This window comes from uncultured Roseobacter sp. (assembly GCF_947495275.1).
Classification (GTDB): domain Bacteria; phylum Pseudomonadota; class Alphaproteobacteria; order Rhodobacterales; family Rhodobacteraceae; genus Roseobacter.
In genome coordinates, this window is record NZ_CANLYL010000001.1 from 378,857 (window position 1) to 401,559 (window position 22,703).

23 protein-coding genes are annotated in these 22,703 nt (G+C 58.4%); 20 read left to right on the top strand and 3 right to left on the bottom strand.

What is annotated here, in order from left to right; genetic code table 11:
- Positions 1 to 470 precede the first annotated feature (470 nt).
- The 20 genes from Q0802_RS01800 (at position 471) to Q0802_RS01895 (ending at position 20,328) form a co-directional block, all read left to right on the top strand.
- Positions 471 to 1,520: a glycosyltransferase family 2 protein gene (locus Q0802_RS01800; protein ID WP_298912665.1), complete on the top strand. Its 1,050-nt coding sequence runs from the start codon at positions 471 to 473 to the stop codon at positions 1,518 to 1,520.
- Positions 1,521 to 1,625: 105 nt separating this feature from the next.
- Entirely contained in the window at positions 1,626 to 2,555 is a 930-nt protein-coding gene (locus Q0802_RS01805) for a phosphoadenosine phosphosulfate reductase (RefSeq protein ID WP_298912668.1), read from the top strand.
- A gap of 38 nt (positions 2,556 to 2,593) precedes the next feature.
- Entirely contained in the window at positions 2,594 to 3,628 is a 1,035-nt protein-coding gene (gene pyrC / locus Q0802_RS01810) for a dihydroorotase (RefSeq protein ID WP_298912670.1), read from the top strand.
- A gap of 58 nt (positions 3,629 to 3,686) precedes the next feature.
- Entirely contained in the window at positions 3,687 to 4,367 is a 681-nt protein-coding gene (locus tag Q0802_RS01815; RefSeq protein WP_298912673.1) for an orotate phosphoribosyltransferase, read from the top strand.
- Positions 4,368 to 4,513: 146 nt separating this feature from the next.
- Complete coding sequence (locus Q0802_RS01820) at positions 4,514 to 6,007, top strand: replicative DNA helicase (RefSeq protein ID WP_298912676.1); 1,494 nt, start codon at positions 4,514 to 4,516, stop codon at positions 6,005 to 6,007.
- A 12-nt stretch (positions 6,008 to 6,019) separates the two neighbouring features.
- Entirely contained in the window at positions 6,020 to 6,847 is an 828-nt protein-coding gene (locus Q0802_RS01825; protein ID WP_298912679.1) for a DUF1194 domain-containing protein, read from the top strand.
- Between the two features lie 95 nt (positions 6,848 to 6,942).
- Positions 6,943 to 7,974: an alanine racemase gene (gene alr / locus Q0802_RS01830; RefSeq protein WP_298912682.1), complete on the top strand. Its 1,032-nt coding sequence runs from the start codon at positions 6,943 to 6,945 to the stop codon at positions 7,972 to 7,974.
- Positions 7,971 to 8,747: an ABC transporter permease gene (locus Q0802_RS01835; RefSeq protein ID WP_298912685.1), complete on the top strand. Its 777-nt coding sequence runs from the start codon at positions 7,971 to 7,973 to the stop codon at positions 8,745 to 8,747. Before alr ends, Q0802_RS01835 begins: the two co-directional genes overlap by 4 nt.
- On the top strand, positions 8,744 to 9,490 hold the full coding sequence (locus tag Q0802_RS01840; RefSeq protein ID WP_298912688.1) for an ATP-binding cassette domain-containing protein: 747 nt from the start codon (positions 8,744 to 8,746) through the stop codon (positions 9,488 to 9,490). The genes Q0802_RS01835 and Q0802_RS01840 overlap by 4 nt, the downstream gene beginning before the upstream one ends.
- Before the next feature lie 184 nt (positions 9,491 to 9,674).
- Positions 9,675 to 10,451 carry a DNA repair protein gene (locus Q0802_RS01845; RefSeq protein WP_298912691.1) on the top strand — a complete coding sequence of 259 codons (777 nt, stop codon included), beginning with the start codon at positions 9,675 to 9,677 and terminating at the stop codon, positions 10,449 to 10,451.
- 47 nt (positions 10,452 to 10,498) lie between these two features.
- Positions 10,499 to 11,860, top strand: a complete 1,362-nt coding sequence (radA, locus tag Q0802_RS01850) for a DNA repair protein RadA (RefSeq protein WP_298912694.1) — start codon at positions 10,499 to 10,501, stop codon at positions 11,858 to 11,860.
- A 27-nt stretch (positions 11,861 to 11,887) separates the two neighbouring features.
- Positions 11,888 to 12,442, top strand: coding sequence for a CvpA family protein (locus Q0802_RS01855; protein WP_298912697.1), 555 nt, complete (start codon positions 11,888 to 11,890; stop codon positions 12,440 to 12,442).
- Between the two features lie 89 nt (positions 12,443 to 12,531).
- Complete coding sequence (locus Q0802_RS01860; RefSeq protein WP_298912700.1) at positions 12,532 to 13,638, top strand: PAS domain-containing sensor histidine kinase; 1,107 nt, start codon at positions 12,532 to 12,534, stop codon at positions 13,636 to 13,638.
- A gap of 133 nt (positions 13,639 to 13,771) precedes the next feature.
- Positions 13,772 to 15,253, top strand: a complete 1,482-nt coding sequence (gene purF / locus Q0802_RS01865; protein WP_298913549.1) for an amidophosphoribosyltransferase — start codon at positions 13,772 to 13,774, stop codon at positions 15,251 to 15,253.
- 46 nt (positions 15,254 to 15,299) lie between these two features.
- Positions 15,300 to 15,704, top strand: coding sequence for a DUF1801 domain-containing protein (locus tag Q0802_RS01870; protein ID WP_298912703.1), 405 nt, complete (start codon positions 15,300 to 15,302; stop codon positions 15,702 to 15,704).
- Positions 15,705 to 15,735: 31 nt separating this feature from the next.
- Positions 15,736 to 16,371, top strand: coding sequence for an SDR family NAD(P)-dependent oxidoreductase (locus Q0802_RS01875; protein WP_298912705.1), 636 nt, complete (start codon positions 15,736 to 15,738; stop codon positions 16,369 to 16,371).
- An 89-nt stretch (positions 16,372 to 16,460) separates the two neighbouring features.
- Entirely contained in the window at positions 16,461 to 17,246 is a 786-nt protein-coding gene (surE, locus tag Q0802_RS01880; RefSeq protein WP_298912707.1) for a 5'/3'-nucleotidase SurE, read from the top strand.
- Complete coding sequence (locus Q0802_RS01885; RefSeq protein ID WP_298912712.1) at positions 17,243 to 17,887, top strand: protein-L-isoaspartate(D-aspartate) O-methyltransferase; 645 nt, start codon at positions 17,243 to 17,245, stop codon at positions 17,885 to 17,887. The genes surE and Q0802_RS01885 overlap by 4 nt, the downstream gene beginning before the upstream one ends.
- Before the next feature lie 68 nt (positions 17,888 to 17,955).
- Positions 17,956 to 19,152, top strand: a complete 1,197-nt coding sequence (locus tag Q0802_RS01890; RefSeq protein WP_298912715.1) for a LysM peptidoglycan-binding domain-containing protein — start codon at positions 17,956 to 17,958, stop codon at positions 19,150 to 19,152.
- Positions 19,153 to 19,305: 153 nt separating this feature from the next.
- Positions 19,306 to 20,328, top strand: coding sequence for a Hint domain-containing protein (locus tag Q0802_RS01895; RefSeq protein ID WP_298912718.1), 1,023 nt, complete (start codon positions 19,306 to 19,308; stop codon positions 20,326 to 20,328).
- A 167-nt stretch (positions 20,329 to 20,495) separates the two neighbouring features.
- Here the strand turns inward: Q0802_RS01895 and Q0802_RS01900 are convergent, their stop codons facing one another.
- The 3 genes from Q0802_RS01900 to tatB are packed head-to-tail and all read right to left on the bottom strand — an operon-like array spanning position 20,496 to position 22,701.
- The gene (locus tag Q0802_RS01900; protein ID WP_298912721.1) at positions 20,496 to 21,341 is read right to left on the bottom strand and encodes an ATP-binding protein; all 846 of its coding nucleotides are present in this window, start codon (positions 21,339 to 21,341) and stop codon (positions 20,496 to 20,498) included.
- On the bottom strand, positions 21,338 to 22,252 hold the full coding sequence (locus Q0802_RS01905) for a twin-arginine translocase subunit TatC (protein WP_298912723.1): 915 nt from the start codon (positions 22,250 to 22,252) through the stop codon (positions 21,338 to 21,340). Before Q0802_RS01905 ends, Q0802_RS01900 begins: the two co-directional genes overlap by 4 nt.
- A complete protein-coding gene (tatB, locus tag Q0802_RS01910) occupies positions 22,249 to 22,701 on the bottom strand; it encodes a Sec-independent protein translocase protein TatB (RefSeq protein WP_298912725.1) in 453 nt (150 codons plus the stop codon). The genes Q0802_RS01905 and tatB overlap by 4 nt, the downstream gene beginning before the upstream one ends.
- Positions 22,702 to 22,703 lie beyond the last annotated feature (2 nt).

Here is a 22,703-nt window from a genome sequence, read left to right on the forward strand (position 1 = left end):
GTCTCCTGTGTTGCGCAGTAACCTGCACTCCTAACCACAGCCGTCAAGCACTGATCGCCTTCTGGCGCCTGCCATCCGTTGGATTGACGCGATTCGGTGGACCTGTCATGTTTGCCCCACAAGAATGGAAACCCGGGCGATGAACCCGGCGTCGAGCAAAAAAACAGGCGGCAAGGGCACATGGCAGAGACCGACGACGGCACTACCGGGACGTTCTGAGATGTTTGTTGTCCTGACCCAGGTTGCTCAAAACGATTGGCCATGTCAGCTGGCAGTCTGCGCATCCAACAAACAGCTGCACGATAGGCGATTGGAGACACCCGACTGTCCGCCCGATCTGACCCTGTCTTCAAATGCTGCTTTACGCGGGCACACAAAGGAGGCCGTCCGTTGCTCGGGACAATCCCCGAATCGCTTGCCTTTCAGCCAGATGCCAGACATCCGCAACACAACGAGCCCATGGTAAAGACTTGAAAATCCTCGCAGTCCTGACTGTACGCAACGAAGGAGCGTTCTTGCTGGAATGGCTGGCGCATCATCGCGCGGCGGGTATCACCGATTTCATTGTCTGTTCCAATGATTGCACAGATGGCACAGACCGTATGCTCGACCGTTTAGAGGCCCTTGGCTGGCTGACGCATCTGCGCAACGCGGGGCCTTATGGCAAAAAGGGCGTTCAATTCACAGCCCTGCGGATGGTCGACGATCACTCGAAACTGCGCGAAGCAGACTGGATTTTGCCGATCGACATTGATGAGTTCGTCAATGTGCATGTGGGAAACCACAAATTGCCCGACCTCATCGATACGCTCAGCGAGGCCAGCGCCATCACGCTGACCTGGCGGCTGTTTGGTAATGGTGGTGTGGTCCGTTACGACGACCAACCTGTCACGCAGACCTTCACCCGATGCGCGCCTGAGATTATTAACTGGCCCTGGCGGGCGGCCATGTTCAAAACCCTTTTTCGCAATGATGGCACCTACGCCAAACTCGGGGTTCACCGGCCCAGAGCACCCGACCGCGCCAAATTAGCCAGGGCCCGCTGGTTCGATGGCAATGGGCGCGAGTTGGACGATGCATTCAAGACCAAAAGGGTGTTCTCAAATTTTGGCCAGCCCAATCATCGCCTGGTCCAATTGAACCACTACCCTCTTGGGTCGATGGAAAGCTATGTTCTGAAATCTGACCGCGGGCGCGTCAATCATTCCGATGACCCGATGGGGTTGGATTATTGGGTGGAGCGCAATTTCAATTCCGATCAGGACAGCAGCATCGACGCACTGAGCGATCACAGCGCCCCCCTGCTCGCTGACCTCAAACAGGATTCGACGTTGTCTGAACTGCACGCTGCTGCTGTCTCATGGCGCAAGGACCGGTTCGACGCCCTCATGCGGTCCGAGCCCTCCCGGGCGCTTTTCGGGCGTCTCCTGATGACAGCGCCATCAAAGGCTTTGACTGGGCACTCGGCGCGCTTTCTGCTCAATTATGCCCTCAAAGATATCCAAAACGGAGACAATTAGCGAAAATTCGGCGCTCTGTTTCCGCAATTTTGCCTCAAATCGCGCTTAGTTTACACTGGAAGCACCGCCGCCTATCACAAACAGGCAGATTTGAGGGCCGCCACCATGCCGGACACGGCGTTTGATTTTGAATCGTCGCTCAAAGATATGAGCAAACAGGAGTGGATCTCCGAGGTCACCGAGCTGGTCGGCGAACACGGCTACCTCACACCATTGGGACGCCGCCATACTGCAACATTCGTTGAAAACAGCGCGACACTTCTTGTCTCTTTTGAGACCCATCAAGGCATCGAAACCCTTTCGCCCCATGGGCACCCTTTGGGGTGGCATATGGTCAAGGCGCACGGCTGGTCACATTTGAGCATTATCAGTGACGGCGATACCTGGTTTCGCGATCCGGCTGTTTATGCCCATTTTGACCAATTGGTAGATGATGGCTTTTTCGACGCCTTCGATACGGTTCTGTTTTATGGTGCGGGACCCTGCGGATACGCCGCCGCCGCTTTTTCGGTTGCAGCCCCCGGGGCCAAGGTGCTTGCGATCCAACCGCAGGCCACGCTGGATCCGCGCGTAGCCGAATGGGACAAACGTTTCGTGGAGATGCGGCGCACCGATTTCACGCAGCGCTATGGCTATGCACCTGACATGCTGGACGCCGCGTCGGAAACCTTCATTCTGTACGACCCCGCAGAGGCCGAAGACGCGATGCACGCAGCCCTATACACGCGACCCGGCGTCACAAAACTGCGCCTGCCGCATATGGGTGCAGCACTTCAGACCGACCTGTTGCAGCTTGAGGTTCTGTTTCCGCTGATGAAAGCAGCGGCGGACGGCAACCTCACTCCGCTCTTCTTTGCGAGACTGGCCCGGGCACGTCGCGTTCATCTGCCCTATTTGCGCAAACTGCTCGCGCGTTTGGAACAGGACGAGCGCTCGGCGCTGATCGCAGCTCTTTGCCACAATGTCACCCAACGCATGCGCGCGCCCCGATTTGAAAGCCGGTTAAAACAGATCAGGGGTCGGGTCACAGACTGACGCTGGAACAACGGCAAATCCTGTGCTAGCGCAGGCGCATGAGCCAGACCATCACGCTTCGCCGCCCCGACGATTGGCATCTGCATCTGCGCGACGGCGCGATGCTCAAAGCCGTTCTGCCTGAAACCACCGCGCATTTTGCCCGGGCGATCATCATGCCCAATCTGGTGCCGCCAGTGGTCACCAGTGATCAGGCACAGGCCTATCGCGAACGTATTCTGAATGCGCTGCCCCAGGGGGCGGATTTTGAGCCTTTGATGACGCTCTACCTGACCGAAGACACCGATCCTGCGGATGTGGCGGCGGCACATGCTTCCGGCCTCATTCATGCGGTGAAGCTTTACCCCGCCGGGGCCACGACGAATTCCGCCAGCGGTGTCGCTAATTTTGACAAGGTCCGAGCCGTTCTGGAAAAGATGGCGGAGATCGGCCTGCCGCTCTGCGTGCATGGCGAGGTTACGGATGCAGAGATCGACATCTTTGACCGGGAAGCCGTCTTCATTGACCGTGTGCTCGACCCGATCCGCCGCGCGACGCCCGGCCTGCGCGTGGTCATGGAGCATATCACGACCCGCAATGCGGTCGATTATGCCAGCGCACAGGATGACACACTGGGTGCGACGATCACGACGCATCACCTGGTGATCAATCGCAACCACATTCTGGCCGGGGGCATCAAGCCGCACTATTATTGCCTGCCCGTGGCCAAGCGCGAAGAGCATCGGCTCGCCCTGCGCGCAGCGGCCACTTCCGGGGACAACCGCTTTTTCCTGGGCACCGATTCCGCGCCGCATACGGATGCCAATAAGCTCCTGCCCTGCGGCTGCGCGGGATGTTTCACCGCGCCCAACACCCTGTCGATCCTCGCGCAGGTTTTCGAAGAAGACGGGGCGCTGGACCGGCTTGAACGCTTCACGTCTCTGAACGGTCCGGCCTTTTACGGGCTCCTCCCGAATGATGCGACCATAACGCTGGAAAAATCCGGCGCGTCTTATCCCGATCATATCGCCACAGAAGACGGGCCCGTGACGATCTTTGATCCGGGCTTCGATCTGCATTGGAAAGTGCTGTGAAGGCCCGGACACCGCACGTGACACTCATGTTCCACCATCCACAAGTCAGGAAACCCCAATGATCCCAAGCAGCTACCCTGATCCTTCCGAAATCGCACGCCTGACAGCGCGGATGCTGCTCGAAATCAAGGCGGTGCATTTCAACGCCGCGGATCCCTTCATTCTCGCCTCCGGCCTGCCCAGCCCCACGTACATTGATTGCCGCAAACTGATCAGCCACCCGCGCATCCGCTCGACGCTGATGGATTTCCTGACAGCCACCGTCATGCGCAACGCCGGGTTTGAAGCTTTTGACAATATAGCAGGCGGTGAAACTGCGGGCATTCCCTTCGCCGCGCTGGTTGCTGAACGCATGGGCCTGCCCATGACCTACGTGCGCAAAAAACCCAAAGGCTACGGCCGCAATGCGCGTATCGAAGGTGACATGCATGAGGGCCAGCGCGTGTTGCTGGTGGAAGACCTGACCACGGATGGCGGCTCCAAACTCTCCTTCGTGGATGCGATTCGCGAAACCGGGGCCAGTTGTAGCCACACCGCGGTGATTTTTTACTACGGAATTTTCCCGGAGACGGAGAAAACACTTGGAGATCATGGTGTTCAGCTGCATTCGCTGTGCACCTGGTGGGATGTGCTCGCCGAAGCCAAGGCGCAAGGTGTGTTTGACGCGACAACGTTGGGTGAAGTAGAAGCTTTCCTGAATAACCCGCGTGTATGGCAGGACGCGCGCAAAAATACCTAAATTCTCTCTACATCTTGTTATCTTCGTGCATGAAGCGTCAGCATGCTGTAGTCTTAGCATTATCCACAAGTTGTCCAGAAAAACATACAATTTGCCTCTGGTGAAACGGACAAGCTAAGACACAGCCGGGACAAGGTGAGACAGGCATGAACGAAATCGCAGCATTCAATCCGACCGGCGTCGATGTGCAGTCGCCCGAGTCGATGCCGCATTCCATCGAGGCTGAGCAACAGCTTCTGGGTGCGATTCTGACCAACAATGACATCTATGACCGGGTGGCCTCGATCATCGGTCCGAAACATTTCTACGACCCTGTACATGCGCGCATTTTCGAGATTGCAGCGGCGCGGATTGCCAAAAACAACCTGGCCTCGCCGGTCACCCTCAAAGCCTTCATGGAGGACGATGAAGGGCTGAAAGAACTGGGCGGTCCGGCCTATCTCGCCCGTCTTGCCGGGGCGGCCATTTCCGCCTTTGCGGTGCGCGATTATGCCCAGATGATCTATGACCTTGCGGTACGCCGCGACCTGATCCAGCTTGGCCGCGAAATCTCCGACAAGGCGGCCACGGTTGATGTCGCCTCCGAGCCGCGCGAACAGATCGTGGAGGCGGAACAGGCGCTCTACAAATTGGCCGAACAAGGGCAAGTCGAGAGCGGATTTCAAAGCTTTCTCAAGGCAGTAACGGACGCTGTTAATGTCGCCAATGCGGCCTATCAGCGCGAAGGTGGGCTTGCGGGTGTCTCCACCGGATTGATCGACATGGACAAAAAGCTGGGCGGATTGCACCGCTCTGACCTTTTGATCCTCGCCGGTCGGCCTTCCATGGGCAAAACCTCGCTGGCCACCAACATCGCCTTTAACGTCGCCAAAGCCTACAAACGCGGCCAACTGCCCGATGGTACCGAAGGCGCCATCGACGGTGGCGTTGTGGGCTTTTATTCGCTTGAAATGAGTGCCGAGCAGCTCGCCGCGCGGATTCTGTCAGAAGCAGCAGAAGTGCCATCAGAACAGATCCGTCGCGGCGATATGACCGAAGGCGAATTCCGCCGCTTTGTGGATGCGGCCAAAGCACTCGAAGCCTGCCCGCTTTATATTGACGACACCCCAGCGCTGCCGATCTCGCAGCTTGCCGCCCGTGCCCGGCGCCTCAAGCGCACCTACGGGCTTGATGTGCTGATCGTGGATTACCTGCAACTGGTGCGTGGCACCGGAAAATCGGAAAATCGTGTAAACGAGATCTCCGAGATCACCATGGGCCTTAAGGCCATTGCCAAGGAGTTGGACATCCCGGTGATTGCCCTGTCACAGCTCTCCCGTCAGGTCGAGAACCGTGAAGATAAGCGCCCGCAACTCAGTGACTTGCGCGAATCCGGCTCAATTGAGCAGGACGCGGATGTGGTGATGTTCGTATTCCGCGAAGAGTACTACAAGGAACGCGAAAAACCCGGTGATCATGATCTGGAGGCCATGGCGAAGTGGCAAGAAGAGATGGAACGCCTGCATGGGCGCGCCGAGGTTGTGATCGGCAAGCAGCGTCACGGCCCCATTGGCACCGTTGAGCTGAGCTTTGAGGGGCGTTTCACCCGGTTCGGCAATCTCGTGCAGCCCTGGCAGCAGGGTGGTGACCGGGAGTTCTGATCGGAATTGTGATTGGACAGCAGCGCCCGTTTCTGGCGCTGTGGTGCCATGCGGTTCATCCTCGCCTGTCTTTGCTTTTTCATCCCCGTGGCATCGTTCGCGGACGACCTTGAGGTCGACGTTGAATTGTTTCTGGCCGTCGATGTCTCCCGTTCCATGTCACCTGCCGAGCTGGAGATTCAGCGACGCGGCTATGCGGAGGCGCTGACCAGCCGTCAGGTTCTGCAGGCCATTGAAAGCGGGCTGCTGGGGCGCGTTGCAATCACCTATGTGGAATGGGCCGGCGAATATTCTCAGCGTGTGATCGTGCCCTGGACCTTGCTGCAATCACCTCAAGAGGCGCAGGCGATCGCGCATCAGATCACGGCGCGATTTGATGAGGGGTTGCGGCGCACCTCGATTTCCGGCGCGCTGATCTATGCTGCGGGCGATTTTGAGGGCAACGGGTTCTCGGGGTTGCGCCGCGTCATTGATATCTCCGGCGATGGCCCCAACAACCAGGGTCGCCCGGTCGAGCGCGCGCGAGATGCAGCCCTTGGGCAAGGCTTTGTGATCAATGGCTTACCCCTGATGACCCAGGATGCGCTCAGCGAGCTTTGGGGCATTCCCGATCTCGACATCTACTACCGCAACTGCGTCATCGGAGGCCCCGGCGCTTTTGTCATCCCGGTGCTGGCCTGGGACCAGTTCGCCGCAGCGGTCAAACGCAAACTGGTTCTGGAAATTGCTGGTCTTGAGCCGCGTCTCATTCAGGCGCAATTCACCCCTGCCGAACCCTATGACTGTTTGATCGGCGAAAAGATGTGGGAGCAGAACCGCGCCTATTTCGATATTCCCTGACCCCTAATCCGCGCCCCGCCCCCGCCCCGGGACCGAACCCCGTCTGAGGTTCATTTTCCGCTTGACCCCCCGCACATCCCTGTCAAAACCCGGCCATGGCCACGGGAACCTTAAAAATCGACCTTTCAGCGCTTGCGTCGAACTGGCGCGATCTGAGTGCCATGGCCAGCGGCAAGGCTGGTGCGGTAGTAAAGGCCGATGCCTACGGGCTGGGTCTGGCGCAGGTTTCCAAGACGCTGGCGCGGGCCGGTGCGCGGGAATTCTTTGTTGCCGTGGCCGAAGAAGGGGCCGCGTTACGCCAGATTTTGGGCAAAGGGCCGCGGATCAATGTATTTTCCGGCCATATGGCAGGGGACACAAAACTGGTCCGCGATGCCAATCTGACGCCCATGTTGAATTCAATTGACCAGATGCTGCGGCATGTGGAAGCCCTGCCCGGCCATCCCTTTGGCATTCAGCTTGATACCGGCATGAACCGGTTAGGCATGGAAGAGGCGGAATGGGCCGCGCTGCGCGATCTGGCCCTGGCGCAAAAACCCACTCTGATCATGTCGCACCTTGCCTGTGCCGATGCGCCCGATCACGCGATGAACGCACGGCAGTTACAGGTTTTCACCCAGATGACGGCGGGCCTTGAGGTGCCGCGCTCGCTCGCGGCGACCGGCGGTATTCTTCTGGGCTCCGATTATCATTTTGACATGATACGCCCGGGCATTGGCCTTTATGGGGGAATGCCCTTCGTCGATGCGCGTCCCGTGGTGACGCTGGACATTCCCGTGATCCAGATCCGCGATGTCGCGGTAGGTGAAACAGTGGGGTACTCAAACACTTGGGTGGCACGCGGGCCATCGCGGATTGCGACCATTTCGGCAGGCTACGCTGACGGTATCATCCGCGCGATGGGACCAAATGCACAGTTGCACACCGGCAGCTCCGCTGTTCCGGTGGTGGGGCGCATTTCCATGGACATGATTGGCGTTGATGTCACCGGTCTGGCGCAGGAACCCGAACATCTGGAATTGATCGGCCCGCATCAATCGGTGGACACTGTCGCCGGATTTGCCGATACAATAGGCTATGAAATTCTGACCTCACTGGGAGCGCGTTACAACCGCGTCTACATTTGACCAATCCGCTCGCTCTCATAGGACGCACGGTGCTTTCCGTGCTGGCCACCATCGGCCGCATCGCGATTTTTGGCATCGACGCGATCAGCCACATGCTGCGCCCGCCCTTCTATGGTCGCGAGTTCCTGTCCGCGCTGCTGAACATCGGCTGGCTGTCGCTGCCGGTGGTGGGGCTGACTGCCGTGTTTACCGGTGGCGCGCTGGCCTTGCAGATTTATGCAGGCGGCTCGCGTTTCAATGCCGAAGCGGTGGTGCCGCAGATTGTTGCCGTGGGCATGGTGCGCGAACTTGGTCCGGTTCTGGTGGGACTGATGATTGCGGCGCGCGTGACCTCTTCCATTGCCGCTGAAATCGCCACGATGAAGGTCACCGAACAGATCGACGCGCTGGTGACGCTTTCCACGCATCCAATGAAATACCTCACCGTGCCGCGGGTGCTGGCGGCGGTGCTGGTTGTGCCTTTGCTGGTGGGCGTCGGCGATATCATCGGAGTATTTGGTGGTTATGCGGTGGCGACAGGCACCCTGGGGTTCAACCCGGCAGGCTATATTCGCAACACGGTCAATTTCCTGGAGCCATTGGATGTCATTTCGTCGCTCACCAAAGGGGCGGTTTTCGGCTTTGCTGCCGCCACCATGGGCTGTTTTCACGGAATGAACTCAGGCCGGGGGGCCATGGGGGTCGGACGCGCCACCAAAAGCGCAGTTGAAGGGGCGGCAGTTCTGATCCTGGCCGCCAACTTCGTGCTGACCGGGGTGTTCTTCTCGCTATGATCAAGATGGACAACATTCAAAAATCCTTCGGGTCCAACCACGTGCTGCGCGGACTTGATCTGGAGATCGAAAAAGGCTCCTCGATGGTGATCATCGGTGGCTCCGGCACAGGCAAATCCATTGCACTCAAGTGCATTCTGGGGCTGGTCAAACAGGACAGTGGAACCATCACGGTTGACGGCAAGGATGCAGCAGCAGGTGATCGCGATGCATTTTTGGCCCGTTTCGGGATGTTGTTTCAGGGCGGTGCGCTTTTCGACAGCCTGCCCGTCTGGCAGAATGTGGCGTTTCGTCTGCTGCGCGGCTCGCTTAAACGCCCGCGCGATGAAGCGCGCGAGATTGCCGTTGAAAAATTGCGCCGTGTGGGCCTGAAACCGGATGTGGCGGACCGCTTCCCGGCAGAGCTCTCTGGCGGCATGGCAAAACGTGTGGGTCTGGCGCGGGCCATCGCGGCAGAGCCCGAGATCATCTTTTTTGACGAGCCCACTACCGGGCTTGATCCGATCATGTCCGGCGTAATCAACGAGCTTATTCGCGAAATCGTAGTGGAAATGGGGGCGACGGCTATGACCATCACCCATGACATGACGTCGGTACGCGCCATCGCCGACAACATTGCCATGCTGCACGACGGCATTATCCAGTGGACGGGCCCGGTCAGTCAGATGGATAACAGCGGTAACCCCTATCTTGACCAGTTCATTCAGGGCAAGGCGGACGGCCCAATCGAAGCCGTCCGCTGAAGTAATTGGCAACAATTCGACGGATTGTGGGGTACTTTAGGTGATCCGTGGACAATTCACCCGGATGGGTTGAAACGTTCACCAAGATCTCCGATTTGGTCGAATTTTCAGAACTTTTGTGGTACATTGTCTTTATGGTGGGCGGATTTCCGCCGATGTTAATGATCTCAGGGAGTGTACCGTTTTGGAACAAATACGTCCCATTCTATTGAACACGCGGACAATTCTGCAGAGCTTTTCCGTTACGTTGATCGCTCTTGCGTCTATTGTTGTTATAACCTTTTCAGCGCTTGCGGCCTTTGGCGTCGTCCCGTGGCTTGAACTGCCGATACTGATCGACGGCACCTTGGTCGAAGATGCTGGTTTTTACGTCCAGTTGGGTGTGATGACCCTGTTATTGAGCTTGTGTTTTTTCGTGCCGACCAACCGGCGCATCATGCAGCTTGAAAGCGCTCATCACGGGTTTTCCCTGCGCATGGAGGACATTCAGCGCGCCTATGCGGCCGTACATGCAGCGGATCGCAAGGGCGTTTTCCAGGCATCTTCCGAATTTGATGCGGTCAAGGAACGCATGCTGCATCTGCGCAACCATCCCGATCTGGGCAGCCTCGAACCTGACATTCTTGAGGTCGCCGCCCAGATGAGCCGTATCAGCCAGGATCTTGCTGAAACCTATTGCGATGAACGTATCGACCGGGCCCGTGATTTCCTGCGCCAGCGTCAGGCCGAGATCGAGACTTTTCAGGATCGGCTGGAGCATGCCAAAGCCTTGCACGCAGACATCCGACAATGGGCAAACCGCGTGGAAATGGATGAGGCTGTTGCTCAGTCCCAGTTGAACCGCCTGCTTGAAGGCCTCGCAGAGCTTTTACCGGAAATAGATATCGGCCCAAGCCCGCAGGCCTCCAAAAACCACAGGCAAAACGGCGTGATCAGGTTGTCGTCACTGGCTGCAGAATAGCGCGGATTATCCTTTGACCTTGCATGCCCTCTGGGGCATGAAGTGCCATGGCCAAATCCCCCTCCTTTTCCTGTTCAGCCTGCGGCAATGTCACAAGCAAATGGGCCGGGCGCTGTGAAGCCTGCGGGGAATGGAACACGATTTCGGAAGATGCCGGGATCTCCAAAGGACCCGCCAAATCCCTGGGTGCAAAGCGGGGATCAGCCATTGTTCTGACCGATCTGGCAACGCAGGAGGCCCCGCCGCCCCGCACCCAATCCGGCATCGCCGAGCTCGACAGGGTTTTGGGCGGCGGATTGGTTCCGGCATCGGCCATTCTGGTGGGCGGGGACCCGGGTATCGGTAAATCGACCCTGTTGTTGCAGGCCGCCGCGCAATTTGCCCGCTCAGGTCTGAAAACAATTTATGTCTCCGGCGAAGAAGCCTCCGCGCAGGTCCGCATGCGCGCGCAACGTCTCGGGTTGCAGGATGCGCCCGTCAAACTGGCTGCGGAGACCAACCTGCGCGACATCCTGACAACGCTGGAAACCGAAAGACCACAGTTAGCCATTATCGATTCCATCCAGACCATGTGGGCCGACAATGTGGAAAGCGCGCCCGGTTCGGTCAGCCAGGTACGCGCCGCGGCGCATGAGCTGACCAGTTTTGCCAAACGCAAAGGGATTTCGGTCGTCCTTGTCGGCCATGTTACCAAGGAAGGACAGATCGCAGGGCCACGTGTCGTCGAACATATGGTCGACACGGTGCTCTATTTCGAGGGCGAACGCGGTCATCAGTTCCGCATCCTGCGCGCCGTGAAAAACCGCTTCGGTCCTGCGGATGAAATTGGCGTTTTCGAGATGACCGGCAAGGGGCTGTCCGAGGTGGCAAACCCCTCCGCGCTGTTTCTCTCTGAACGGGGCGAGCCCTCACCCGGATCGGTCGTATTTGCCGGTGTCGAGGGCACGCGGCCGGTATTGGTCGAGTTTCAGGCCCTTGTGGCCCCCTCGCCCCATGCTCAAGCGCGACGCACGGTTGTCGGCTGGGACGGTGGACGCCTTGCCATGATCCTCGCGGTGTTGGAGGCGCGCTGCGGCATTCCCTTTGCGGGTCTCGACGTCTATCTCAACGTTGCGGGTGGCATGAAGGTCTCCGAGCCTGCCGCTGATCTAGCTGTCGCGGCGGCGCTGTTGAGTGCGCGAGAAGACGCTGCCTTGCCCGCAGACACGGTTGTTTTTGGCGAAATCAGCCTGTCGGGCGCCTTACGCCCCGCCTCCCAGACCGAAAACAGGTTGAAAGAAGCGCAAAAACTTGGTTTCACCGGCGCAATTGCCCCGAGCGGCGGCAAAGCGGTTGGCGTGAGCGGCATCTCCCTGAACACGATGGGGGATTTGACCGGCTTTGTGGGTGAAATATTTGGGGCCGGATAGGCACGGGCACGAAAGGCGTTGAGAACTATGGAAGGCTTCACAATAATCGACGGTGTTGTTGCGCTGATAATTGTTGTCTCGGCACTGTTGGCCTATGGGCGCGGTCTTGTGCGAGAAATCATGGCGATCATCGGATGGATTGCCGCAGCCGTGCTGGGGTTTCTGTTTGCGCCGCAGGTCGAACCCTTGGTGCGCGAAATCCCCGTCGTCGGAGAGTTTCTTGCTGACAGCTGCGAACTGTCGATCATCGGAGCCTTCGCCTTGGTATTCGCGGTGGCACTGATCATCGTGTCTCTTTTCACCCCGTTGTTTGCCTCGATCGTGCAACGTTCAGCCCTTGGGGGCATTGATCAGGGCTTCGGCTTTGTCTTTGGCGTTGCGCGCGGCCTGTTGTTGGTGGCAATAGCCTTTTTTGTCTACGATACCGTCGTCACCGGCCAAACCTATTCTGTCGTGGATGAGAGCCGTTCTGCGGTGGTGTTTTCGCAGGTCGCCGACCGCATCCAGAATTCCGAACCCGAACAGGCTTTGGGGTGGATCACGGGTCAATATGAAACCCTTGTCGGAAATTGTGGCAACTGATCCCAAAAACCTGAAAAAGCGGCACGCTTAAGACCGTTTTAAGAGGCGCGCGCCTATGTTGCGTGCGATTTATTTATTTTGAGGCGCTTGTGACAGATCCATCAATTGAGTGCTTTGATGATGTTGCGGCACCTGTATTCGTGCTGGAACCAGATGCGCAGCAACTGCCTCGCTATACCGGCTGGAACACCTTTGCTGAATTGAAAAGCGGGTTGGCGCGCGAGCAGGTCATCGGCAAAACCGCCCGGGAAGTCTACGCAGGACGCATGGGTCAAACGGCGTTTGAACGCCATATGCTGGCCATCGAAACCGGGCAATCCGCCACATATGAGATAGAACTGCCGATCAACGACCAGCAAATCTGGGTCCGCACAACCCTCAATCCCCAGAAAAACGACGCCGGTGAGGTCTGCCGCATCGTCGGGACCAGCATCGACATCTCCCCCGAGCAGGAGGCCAGCAGGCTGAGAGCCTCGCTTGCGACGGCTGCGTCGGAAATGGAACAGTTCATAGCGATTGCGGCCCACGATCTGCGCACGCCCATGCGCAACATCAAGATCCTCATCGAAATGCTGCGCGAGGATTTCGAGGATCATGGCGACGGTAAGGTTGATCTGATCAATCTGCTCGAAGAAGTGGCCATCAAGTCCGGCGGCTTGATCTCGGACGTGCTGACCCACGCACATGAAGCCAATGTACTGCCCGAGCAGATACCCTTCGACTTCGGACTGCTGTGCCAATCTATCCGGGACGTTCTGGACCCGCAGGGGCTTCATGAAGTCAACTGGCCGAATATCGTCCTACAGGGTGACAAGACAGCCTTTCAGATTGTGCTCAGGAACCTGCTGGACAATGCCATCAAGCATGGCGGCAAGCCCAATATGCGAATTGATATTTCGGCGCGCCAGTCGTCCGCCAATATGATCTGCGTCAGCGTTCAGGACGACGGCGTCGGCTTTGACAATCCCGGCATGGATCTTTTCAACACCGGCACCTTCCGACCCGATAGCGGGTACGGTCTGCTGGGTGTTCGTCGTCTCCTGACAGCACGTGGCGGCCATATCGCGGTCGAAAAAACAGCCTCTGGAGTGTCCGGTGCGGTTACCTTTTCACTGCCGGGCATCATAGCCGAAGCCGCTGATGATACTGGCACCGTTGCCCAACTGCACCCCCTCAGGCGCCGCGCTACGCGCTAAGCGTGTCCTAACCGTGTCTCAGAGGCGACAATCGTGTCCTTGAGCATGATAGTTTCGTGACACTTACGGCCATAGTCCCTACATACGAGATAACCCACAAACCGGATTCGGAGCTGCCCCGTTGTCCAAGATCATGCCCCCCGCTCACCCCTTTGACACGTCCTACCTGCGCGACAGCGACGATGACGACAAACTCAAAGAGGAATGCGGGATTTTCGGCGTCATCGGAGTTGTCGATGCCGCGAATTTTGTCGCTCTGGGCTTGCATGCGCTGCAACACCGCGGCCAGGAAGCTGGCGGTATCGTCAGCCACCATTCGGAACAGGGGTTTCAATCCGCCCGGCGGTTTGGCTATGTCCGGGACAACTTTACCTCGCAAAAGATTATGGAGACGCTGCCGGGGCCCTTGGCAATTGGACATGTGCGCTATTCAACGGCAGGTTCCAAAGGGCAAACGGCGATCCGGGACGTCCAGCCCTTTTTTGGTGAATTTGCCATGGGGGGCGCTGCAATTGCTCACAACGGCAATATCACCAATGCCAATTCGCTGCGCCGTGAACTGATCGAACGGGGGTCGATTTTCCAGTCCTCTTCAGACAGCGAATGCATCATTCATCTGATGGCGCGCAGCCTGCAACGCACGATCCCTGAACGCATGGAAGACGCCTTGCGCCGTGTCGAAGGGGCTTTTTCGATTGTGGCGATGACCCGTACCAAACTGATCGGTGTGCGCGACCCATTGGGTGTACGCCCGCTGGTTTTGGGCCGTGTGGGTGATGGCTGGGCGTTGAGTTCAGAGACCTGCGCATTGGACATCATCGGCGGCGAGTTCATCCGCGAAATCGAGCCCGGTGAAATGGTTGTCATCACGGACAAGGGGGTAGAATCGCATTTCCCCTTCCGCCCGCAAAAACCCCGTTTCTGCATCTTTGAACATGTCTACTTCAGCCGCCCTGACAGCATTCTGGGTGGCCGGTCCGTCTATGAGACGCGCGAAGCCATTGGGCGTGAACTGGCCAAGGAAGCCCCGGTGGAGGCCGATCTCGTCTGCCCGGTCCCGGACAGCGGCACACCTGCGGCCATCGGTTATTCCCTGGAATCGGGTATTCCTTACGCCATGGGCATCATCCGCAATCAGTACATGGGCCGGACCTTCATTGAGCCGACGGAGCAGATCCGCAACATGGGTGTGCGGCTGAAACTGAACGTCAATCGCGCGCTCATCCAGGGCAAGCGTGTGATCCTGGTGGACGATTCCGTGGTGCGCGGCACCACCTCTCGCAAAATCAAGGAAATGATTCTCGATGCGGGGGCGGCGGAAGTTCATTTCCGCATCGCCTCCCCCCCCACAGCCTGGCCCTGTTTTTATGGGGTCGATACACCGCAGCGCGAAAAACTTCTGGCCGCCACCATGTCAGAAGAAGAAATGCGCGCGCACCTGCAAGTGGACAGCCTGCGCTTTATTTCCCTTGATGGCCTGTACCGCGCGGTCGGAGAGACCAAGGGCCGCGATACCAAGCAGCCGCAATATTGCGACGCCTGTTTTTCCGGGGAGTACCCGGTCGAACCCGCCGATCAGATAGAGAGCGGATTTGAGATGAAAGCGGCCGAATAACACCCTGCTGCCGGTTTCTGTCAGGATCAACCCGCACATAGATTTCATGACAACACTGCCGAAAAATATGGAAGACGTCATCCGGCAATGGCCGGACCCTGCGCAGTCACGCTTTGCCGATATACGCGAGACCGTGCATCAGGTCGCGCAACGCGCGCAAATCGGAACGCTGGTGGAAACCCTGAAGTGGGGCCAGCCATCATGGCTGCCAAAACGCCCCCGCATTGGCACGACACTCCGGTGTGACTGGCAAGCGCATGAGCCTGATCGCCTTGCATTGTTTGTGCACTGCCAGACCACCCTGGTCGAAACCCTGCGAACGCTATACCCCAAATCCTTCACGTTCGAAGGCACACGCGCCTTGAAACTCGCCCTGGATGAACCCTTGCCCATGGACGCCATCGACCACTGCGCCTTTCTGACGCTGACCTATCATCGCAAGAATACTTGACGCGCCTGCCGATCCCCCTCAAACCGCGCCTATGACAAAGACTGCTCTTATCACCGGTGCATCGCGCGGCCTGGGTGCCGCATTGGCCGAAGCGCTGGCCCCCACCCATCATATCGTCGCCGTGGCAAAAACCACCGGTGCCCTTGAAGAACTGGACGACCGCATTCAGGCCAAAGGCGGCAGCGCCACGCTGGCACCGATGGATGTTACAAATCAAGACGCGATGGCAACCCTCTGTCGCGGCATATTTGAACGGTGGGGCACCCTCGATATGTGGCTGCACGCGGCCATCCATGCAGCCCCACTGGCACCAGCGGATCACATTGACGCCAAGGATTTCGCCAAATCCGTGGCCTGCAATGTCACCGCAACCGCAACGCTGATCACCTTTGTGGCACCGCTGCTGGGCGATGCGGGACAAGCCGTCTTTTTCGATGATCCAAATGCCGGGCAGAAGTTTTACGGCAGTTACGGGGCGACCAAGGCGGCGCAGATTTCGCTTGCCCGGAGCTGGCAGGCTGAAACGCAAAAAACCGGCCCCAAGGTCCATGTCGTGACACCCCCGGCCATGCCAACCGCGACAAGAGCGCGTTTCTACCCCGGTGAAAACCGCACCAACCTGACCCAACCGGCGGATGCTGCCTTGGCTGTTCTGCAACAGCTCTGAGGTGCCGCGCGGCAAATCACCCGCCATGAGGCTAGGTGGCCTTGCCGCCTGACCGACCCTCGCCTATCAAGGCAAAAAGGGGCCATTTCATGCGCATTCTCATTACCAACGACGACGGCATCAACGCTCCCGGCCTGAAAGTGCTGCATGCCATCGCCACCGAACTGGTCGGGGATACGGGCGAGGTCTGGACGGTCGCCCCCGCCTTTGAGCAGTCCGGTGTCGGGCATTGCATCAGCTATACCCATCCGATGATGATCAATGAATTTGGTGACAAGCGGTTCGCGGCCGAAGGATCGCCCGCAGATTGCGTTCTGGCAGGGTTACATGAGGTGATGAAAGATGCGCCCCCTGATCTTGTGCTGTCAGGTGTCAACAGGGGCAACAATTCAGCCGAAAACACCCTCTATTCAGGGACCATCGGGGGGGCGATGGAAGCCGCGCTCCAAGGACTCCCGGCGATTGCGCTTTCACAGTATTTCGGCCCCCAAAACGCCAAGACCGCGGACCCTTTCGAAGCCTCCGGACAGCATGGTGCCGAGGTTGTTCGGCGCATTCTTGCCCATACGCCCGAAGAAAACGGCGGCTACCGGCTTTTTTACAATGTCAATTTTCCGCCTGTTCCGGGTCAGGGCGTCAAGGGCATTCGTCTTTCCAGGCAAGGTATGCGCCCAGGCACGGGGTTCAGCACGGAACCGCATCTGTCGCCTTCGGGGCGGCGGTTTTTGTGGATCAAGGGCGGCAATCAGCAGGTCGCGACAGATCCGGGCACCGATGCTGCCGACAATCTGGAGGGCTATGTGTCGGTCACGCCCATGCGGGCAGACCTGACGGCACATGACATGTTGGGCGCTTTGTCGGGCATTGCCACATGAGTGACGACGCCACGCGCAAGATGCAGTTTCTATATGCGCTGCGTTCCAAGGGCGTTACCGACAAACGTGTGCTGTCGGCGATGGAGGCCATTGATCGTGGCCCTTTCATTCGCGGTATATTTGCTGAACGCGCCTATGAAGATATGCCCTTGCCGATTGCCTGCGGCCAGACGATCAGCCAGCCTTCGGTGGTTGGCCTGATGACGCAGGCCCTGCGGATCAGCCCCCGGGACAAGGTGCTTGAGATCGGCACCGGGTCGGGGTATCAGGCGGCGATCCTGAGCAAGCTGGCGCGGCGCGTCTATACCATCGACCGTCACAGCCGACTGGTACGCGAAGCTCGCGAGCTCTTTGACCTGCTGGATCTGACCAATATCACCGCAATCACCGGCGATGGCAGCTACGGGCTGCCGGATCAGGCGCCGTTTGACCGCATCATCGTCACAGCCGCCGCCGAAGACCCACCCAGCACCTTGATGGAACAGCTCAAGATGGGGGGGGTGATGGTGATTCCGGTTGGTCAGTCAGACGCTGTGCAGCATCTGATCGTTGCTCATAAGACCCCCGATGGATTTGAATATGACGAACTGCGGCAGGTTCGCTTCGTCCCCTTGCTGGAAGGCTTGGGAAAGGACACATAAGCTGCTATAAAGGGCGCATAAAGCGTTGGAGCAACCAATGCGACGATGGTCAGATTGAGGACAAGCAGATGACCCACTTTATTTCGCGCAGCCGTCTGCGCCTTTCGCTGATGTCAGCCAGTGCGCTGGTTGTGCTGGCCGCCTGTGATCAACCGCTTGATTTTGACCTGCGCGGCGGGGTTGGCGGTTTCAGCACCGCAGATGCCGCAACGCAAGTCATCCCCGGCAGCCGCCCCAGCCCCGATGATCGCGGCGTGATCTCCTATCCGAACTATCAGGTTGCCATCGCCGACAGGGGCGACACGATTTCTTCGGTCGCGACGCGTTTGGGTGTGAGCACAGCCGAATTGGCGCGTTTCAATGGCATCGAGGCAGATGTACCTTTGCGCAAGGGCGAGGTGATTGCCCTGCCCAAGCGGGTTGCTGAACCCTCCCCGGCCACCGGCGCGATTGGAACAGGACCGATCCAACCCGGGGGCGTCGACATTGGCACACTGGCGGGCGACGCCATCAACCGCGCACCGGAATCAACTGGCGTGCAGACTGCCGCACTGCCGCCTGCCGCGACCAGCACGCCGACCCCACAAACCGGTCAGGAACCCATCCGCCACAAGGTGGAGCGCGGCGAGACCGCCTATACAATTGCACGGCTTTACCAAGTGCCCGTGAAAACACTGGCCGAATGGAACGGGCTGGGCGCTGATTTCGCCATCCGCGAAGGGCAGTTTCTGCTCATCCCGGTGGCAAAACAGGCCCCTCCTGCGGCGGCCGCATCCGCCGTCACGCAACCGGGTGCAGGATCACCAACGCCGACACCCCCCAGTGCGACCAAACCTTTGCCGGAACCGGAAAAAACCGTCGCCGTGCCCACGGAACCTGCCGCTGATCTTGGGCCTCAGACAACGGCATCTTCCTCTGCACGCATGGTCTTCCCGGTCAGCGGCTCGATCATTCGCGAATACGCAAAAGGCAAGAACGAAGGCATCAACATCAAGTCTGATCCGGGCTCTGCAGTGAAATCAGCCGATGCGGGCACCGTCGCTGCCATCACAAAAAGCGCCGATGGTATCCCGATCATCGTGGTGCGCCACGATCCTGAGTTGCTGACGGTCTACGCCAATGTGACAGATGTTTCGGTGAAAAAGGGCACAAAGGTCAAACGTGGCGAACCGATTGCCAAGCTCCGCCCGGGAAAGGACGCCTATGTCCATTTCGAAGTGCGCAAAGGTTTCGACAGCGTGGATCCACTTCCCTACTTGCAGTAGAAGCGCGCTGAAATTGCAACTTTGCGTGGAAAACAGCCCGCAATCACCCTGAAATCGCCCAAGGCCTGCCGCATTGTCAGGCCTTGAGACACGCTACTGCCGTGTTTGCCAGCTACATAAAATCCAGTTGGAAGCAACCAGTTGGATCGACTCATGCCGAGTTTCTTCGGGTACACGAACGCAATTTTTGGCTCTCAGACCACGACCGATGGCGGCGCGGCGGTCAACTACCGGTTTGCGCCAACCGGTACCTGGCGTTGGGAAGGAACCACCACGTCCTTTGTGGTCGAGGAAGCGTTCGAAAGTAACACGGTCTTCAACGGCGATCCGACCAATGAATTCGTCAGCGACAACTTGCAAATCGGGGGCAGCCGTGCCCAGACGGTAGAGATTGATGGGACCGACCGGCAGGTGATCTGGGACTACACATTCAACGTGACCGATGGGACCAACACATGGCGGGTAGGTGTCATCGACGTCGATCTGGACAACAGTGATGTGATCGAAGCCGGATCTGAAAACGGTTACTTCCTGGTTTTTCCCGATGGTCTTCCGCCGGAGGGTGTCGATCTGACATCAGGTGCTATTGTTGAGAATGACAGTGGAACGTCGCACGCAGGTCTGGGAGGCACAGTTGTCTGCTTTGCGGCTGGCATGATGATCGAAACCGCGTCCGGGCCCCGTCCGGTTCAAGACCTGCAAACCGGTGACATGGTTCTTACGCGGGAGGATGGCTTTCAGCCGCTGCGCTGGTCCGGTCACACAACCGTTGCCGCCCTCGGCGATCTTGCCCCGATCATCATTTCCGCAGGGGTACTGGGCAATACAACCGAACTGATCGTCTCTCCGCAACATGCAATCCTGGTAGAGGATTGGCGGGCCGAATTGCTCTACGGATCATCTGACGTGCTTGTACGCGCCATTGATCTGCTTTCACATGACGGCGTTTATCGTCGTTCCGGCGGTCTGGTGACCTACTGCCATATTCTGTTTGACAGCCACCACCTGGTGCGGGTGTCTGATCTTTGGTCTGAGAGCCTCTATCCGGCTGAAATGGCGATGGAAGCCATGAGCCCCGAAGCGCGCGCTGAGATAGCGGCGCTCTTTCCGAACCTCCACGCCTACGGACCCAAAGTGGCCCGCTGTCTGCGCCACTACGAAGCGACGTGTCTTTGAGCAGAGGACGCACGATATGAAGCTCCAACCCTCCGTGCTGGCATCCTTCAGCCTTGGAAACAGGCACATTGGTGGCTGCACGCGCCTCAGGATTTCATTGAACAAAAGCAGCTGGCGCAAAGCGCCCAGACCATCGGGGGCACAGGTCATCCACCTGATACAGCCCGTCAACCGCCCAGCGTCACGCCCTTGCGCCCCGCCAAATCGGTGAAGTACTGCCAGGCAACGCGCCCTGAACGCGCGCCGCGTGTGGCCTGCCATTCTATGGCTTCGGCGCGCAGATCGTCATCGCTGATCTTCACGCCATAGGCGTCACAGTACCGGCGGATCATCTCCAGGTATTGGTCCTGATCGCAGGGGTGGAAACCAAGCCACAACCCGAAGCGATCTGACAAGGAAACCTTTTCCTCAACCGCCTCTGACGGGTTGATCGCGCTGCCGCGTTCGTTTTCGATCATGTCGCGGGGCATCAGATGACGCCGGTTCGATGTGGCATAGAGCACAACGTTTTCTGGACGGCCTTCGATACCACCGTCCAGCACGGCTTTGAGGCTTTTGTAATGCGCATCATCGTGACCAAAGGAGAGATCGTCACAAAACAGGATGAACCGGTAAGGCGCACCGCGCAACAGGTTCAGAAGCCGCCCGACAGACGGCAAATCCTCCCGCTGCAGCTCCACGATCCGCAAGTCATCATATTTTTCGTGAACTTCGCCGTGTATCGATTTGACAAGACTTGATTTTCCCATGCCGCGCGCACCCCAGAGAAGCGCGTTGTTGGCGGGCAATCCCCGGGCAAATTGGTCGGTATTTGCCAATAGCGTATCGCGAGAGCGATCCAGACCCACAAGTAGCGACAGATCAATGCGCGCGACCACAGGTACAGGTTCCAGCCGATCCGGCTCTACGTGCCAGACAAATGCGGAAGCGGTCGAGAAGTCCGGCGCGGCCTGTGGCGCCGGCGCCATCCGCTCCAGTGCCGCCGCGATGCGGTCCATCGGGTCGTCAATCACTTCAGATGATCCTCAGCACTGTCATCGGTTTCATCTTCGTCGTCCTCAAACCACAGACCTTCTTCGCGCAATTTGGTTTCGCGTTTGGTTTCCACGCGCTTCACAAGGAAGATGGACACCTCATAGAGCCCGTAGACCACGGTAAAGAGAATACCCTGCGTGATCACATCGGGCGGTGTGACCAGTGCCGCGAGCACAAGGATGGCCACCACGGCGTATTTACGGACGTTGCCAAGCCCTTCGGCATTGACCAGGCCCGCCTTGCCCATCAGCGTCAACAGCACTGGCAGCTGAAAGCAAAGCCCGAAGGCCATGATGAATTTCAAAGTAATATCAAGGGATTCGTTTACCTTGCCGAAGAAGGTAATACGGATACCCTCCTGCGTCGCACCGGCGGTCGCAGCAACCTGATCAGCACCTGTAATGGACCCCATCAGATCGGCAATGATGGAAGGTACATCTGCAAATCCGAGGAAAAATGCCATCGCCAGCGGTGTCACGACAAAATGCGCAAAGGACGCGCCTAGCAGGAACATGACCGGTGAGGCGATCAGGAACGGCAAAAAGGCGTTCTTTTCCGTACGGTAGAGCCCCGGGGCCACGAAACGCCATAGCTGCAACCCGATGACCGGAAAGGCCAGGGCAAACCCGAAGACCATCGAGATCCGAAACAGCGTGAACAGGTATTCCTGTGGCGAGGTATATTGCATGGTGGGCGAAGGATCACCCAACTCGCGCAGGGTTTCCTCGATCGGCTCCAACAGAAACTGCAATATCGGCTCTGCCACGGTAAAGGCGAGCACAATTCCGATCAGAAAGGCAATTACGGAGCGGATCAGCCTTGTGCGCAGCTCCGCCAGATGTTCGATCAACGGCGCGGCGCTGTCGTCAATGTCATCAGATGCGCTCATGTTTCACTCTTTGCGGGCGGCTCCGCGTCCCGCGCGGCTTCTAATTCGGCAGCTTTGGCCTGCGCTTCCTGCGCCTCTTTCATCTTACGGTCTGCCGCAGCGCGCGCCGTGGCAGCCTGTATTTTCTTGGTTTGCTCCGCCCGCTCAGCGGCCAGCTTGCCGGTTTCGCTATCGGGATCGAACTTGCCAAGGTCTGATGCCGCGTTTTTCACGCCATCCATGGCGGAGTTGATCGGGTTCGTCGCCGTCTTCAACCCTTTGGCCACGTCTCGCATGCCTGTCTCATCAGCGGCGTCATTCATGGCCCGGCTGAACTCGCGCGCCATGCCCTTGGCCTTGCCCACGGCCTGCCCGACCTTTCGGAACAGCACCGGCAAATCCTTGGGACCCACAACAATCAGCGCGACGATGCCGATGACCAGCATCTCCGTCCAGCCAATATCGAACATGG

Excerpts from the sequence above, each read along its gene's own strand:
- Q0802_RS01890 (WP_298912715.1), top strand. The coding sequence starts at position 17,956 with ATGACCCACTTTATTTCGCGCAGCCGTCTGCGCCTTTCGCTGATGTCA.
- Q0802_RS01875 (WP_298912705.1), top strand. The coding sequence starts at position 15,736 with ATGACAAAGACTGCTCTTATCACCGGTGCATCGCGCGGCCTGGGTGCC.
- Q0802_RS01905 (WP_298912723.1), bottom strand. The coding sequence starts at position 22,252 with ATGAGCGCATCTGATGACATTGACGACAGCGCCGCGCCGTTGATCGAA.
- Q0802_RS01855 (WP_298912697.1), top strand. The coding sequence starts at position 11,888 with ATGGAAGGCTTCACAATAATCGACGGTGTTGTTGCGCTGATAATTGTT.
- Q0802_RS01805 (WP_298912668.1), top strand. The coding sequence starts at position 1,626 with ATGCCGGACACGGCGTTTGATTTTGAATCGTCGCTCAAAGATATGAGC.
- alr (WP_298912682.1), top strand. The coding sequence starts at position 6,943 with ATGGCCACGGGAACCTTAAAAATCGACCTTTCAGCGCTTGCGTCGAAC.
- pyrC (WP_298912670.1), top strand. The coding sequence starts at position 2,594 with ATGAGCCAGACCATCACGCTTCGCCGCCCCGACGATTGGCATCTGCAT.
- surE (WP_298912707.1), top strand. The coding sequence starts at position 16,461 with ATGCGCATTCTCATTACCAACGACGACGGCATCAACGCTCCCGGCCTG.
- Q0802_RS01895 (WP_298912718.1), top strand. The coding sequence starts at position 19,306 with ATGCCGAGTTTCTTCGGGTACACGAACGCAATTTTTGGCTCTCAGACC.
- Q0802_RS01815 (WP_298912673.1), top strand. The coding sequence starts at position 3,687 with ATGATCCCAAGCAGCTACCCTGATCCTTCCGAAATCGCACGCCTGACA.
- purF (WP_298913549.1), top strand. The coding sequence starts at position 13,772 with ATGCCCCCCGCTCACCCCTTTGACACGTCCTACCTGCGCGACAGCGAC.
- Q0802_RS01870 (WP_298912703.1), top strand. The coding sequence starts at position 15,300 with ATGACAACACTGCCGAAAAATATGGAAGACGTCATCCGGCAATGGCCG.
- Q0802_RS01840 (WP_298912688.1), top strand. The coding sequence starts at position 8,744 with ATGATCAAGATGGACAACATTCAAAAATCCTTCGGGTCCAACCACGTG.
- tatB (WP_298912725.1), bottom strand. The coding sequence starts at position 22,701 with ATGTTCGATATTGGCTGGACGGAGATGCTGGTCATCGGCATCGTCGCG.
- Q0802_RS01885 (WP_298912712.1), top strand. The coding sequence starts at position 17,243 with ATGAGTGACGACGCCACGCGCAAGATGCAGTTTCTATATGCGCTGCGT.
- radA (WP_298912694.1), top strand. The coding sequence starts at position 10,499 with ATGGCCAAATCCCCCTCCTTTTCCTGTTCAGCCTGCGGCAATGTCACA.
- Q0802_RS01820 (WP_298912676.1), top strand. The coding sequence starts at position 4,514 with ATGAACGAAATCGCAGCATTCAATCCGACCGGCGTCGATGTGCAGTCG.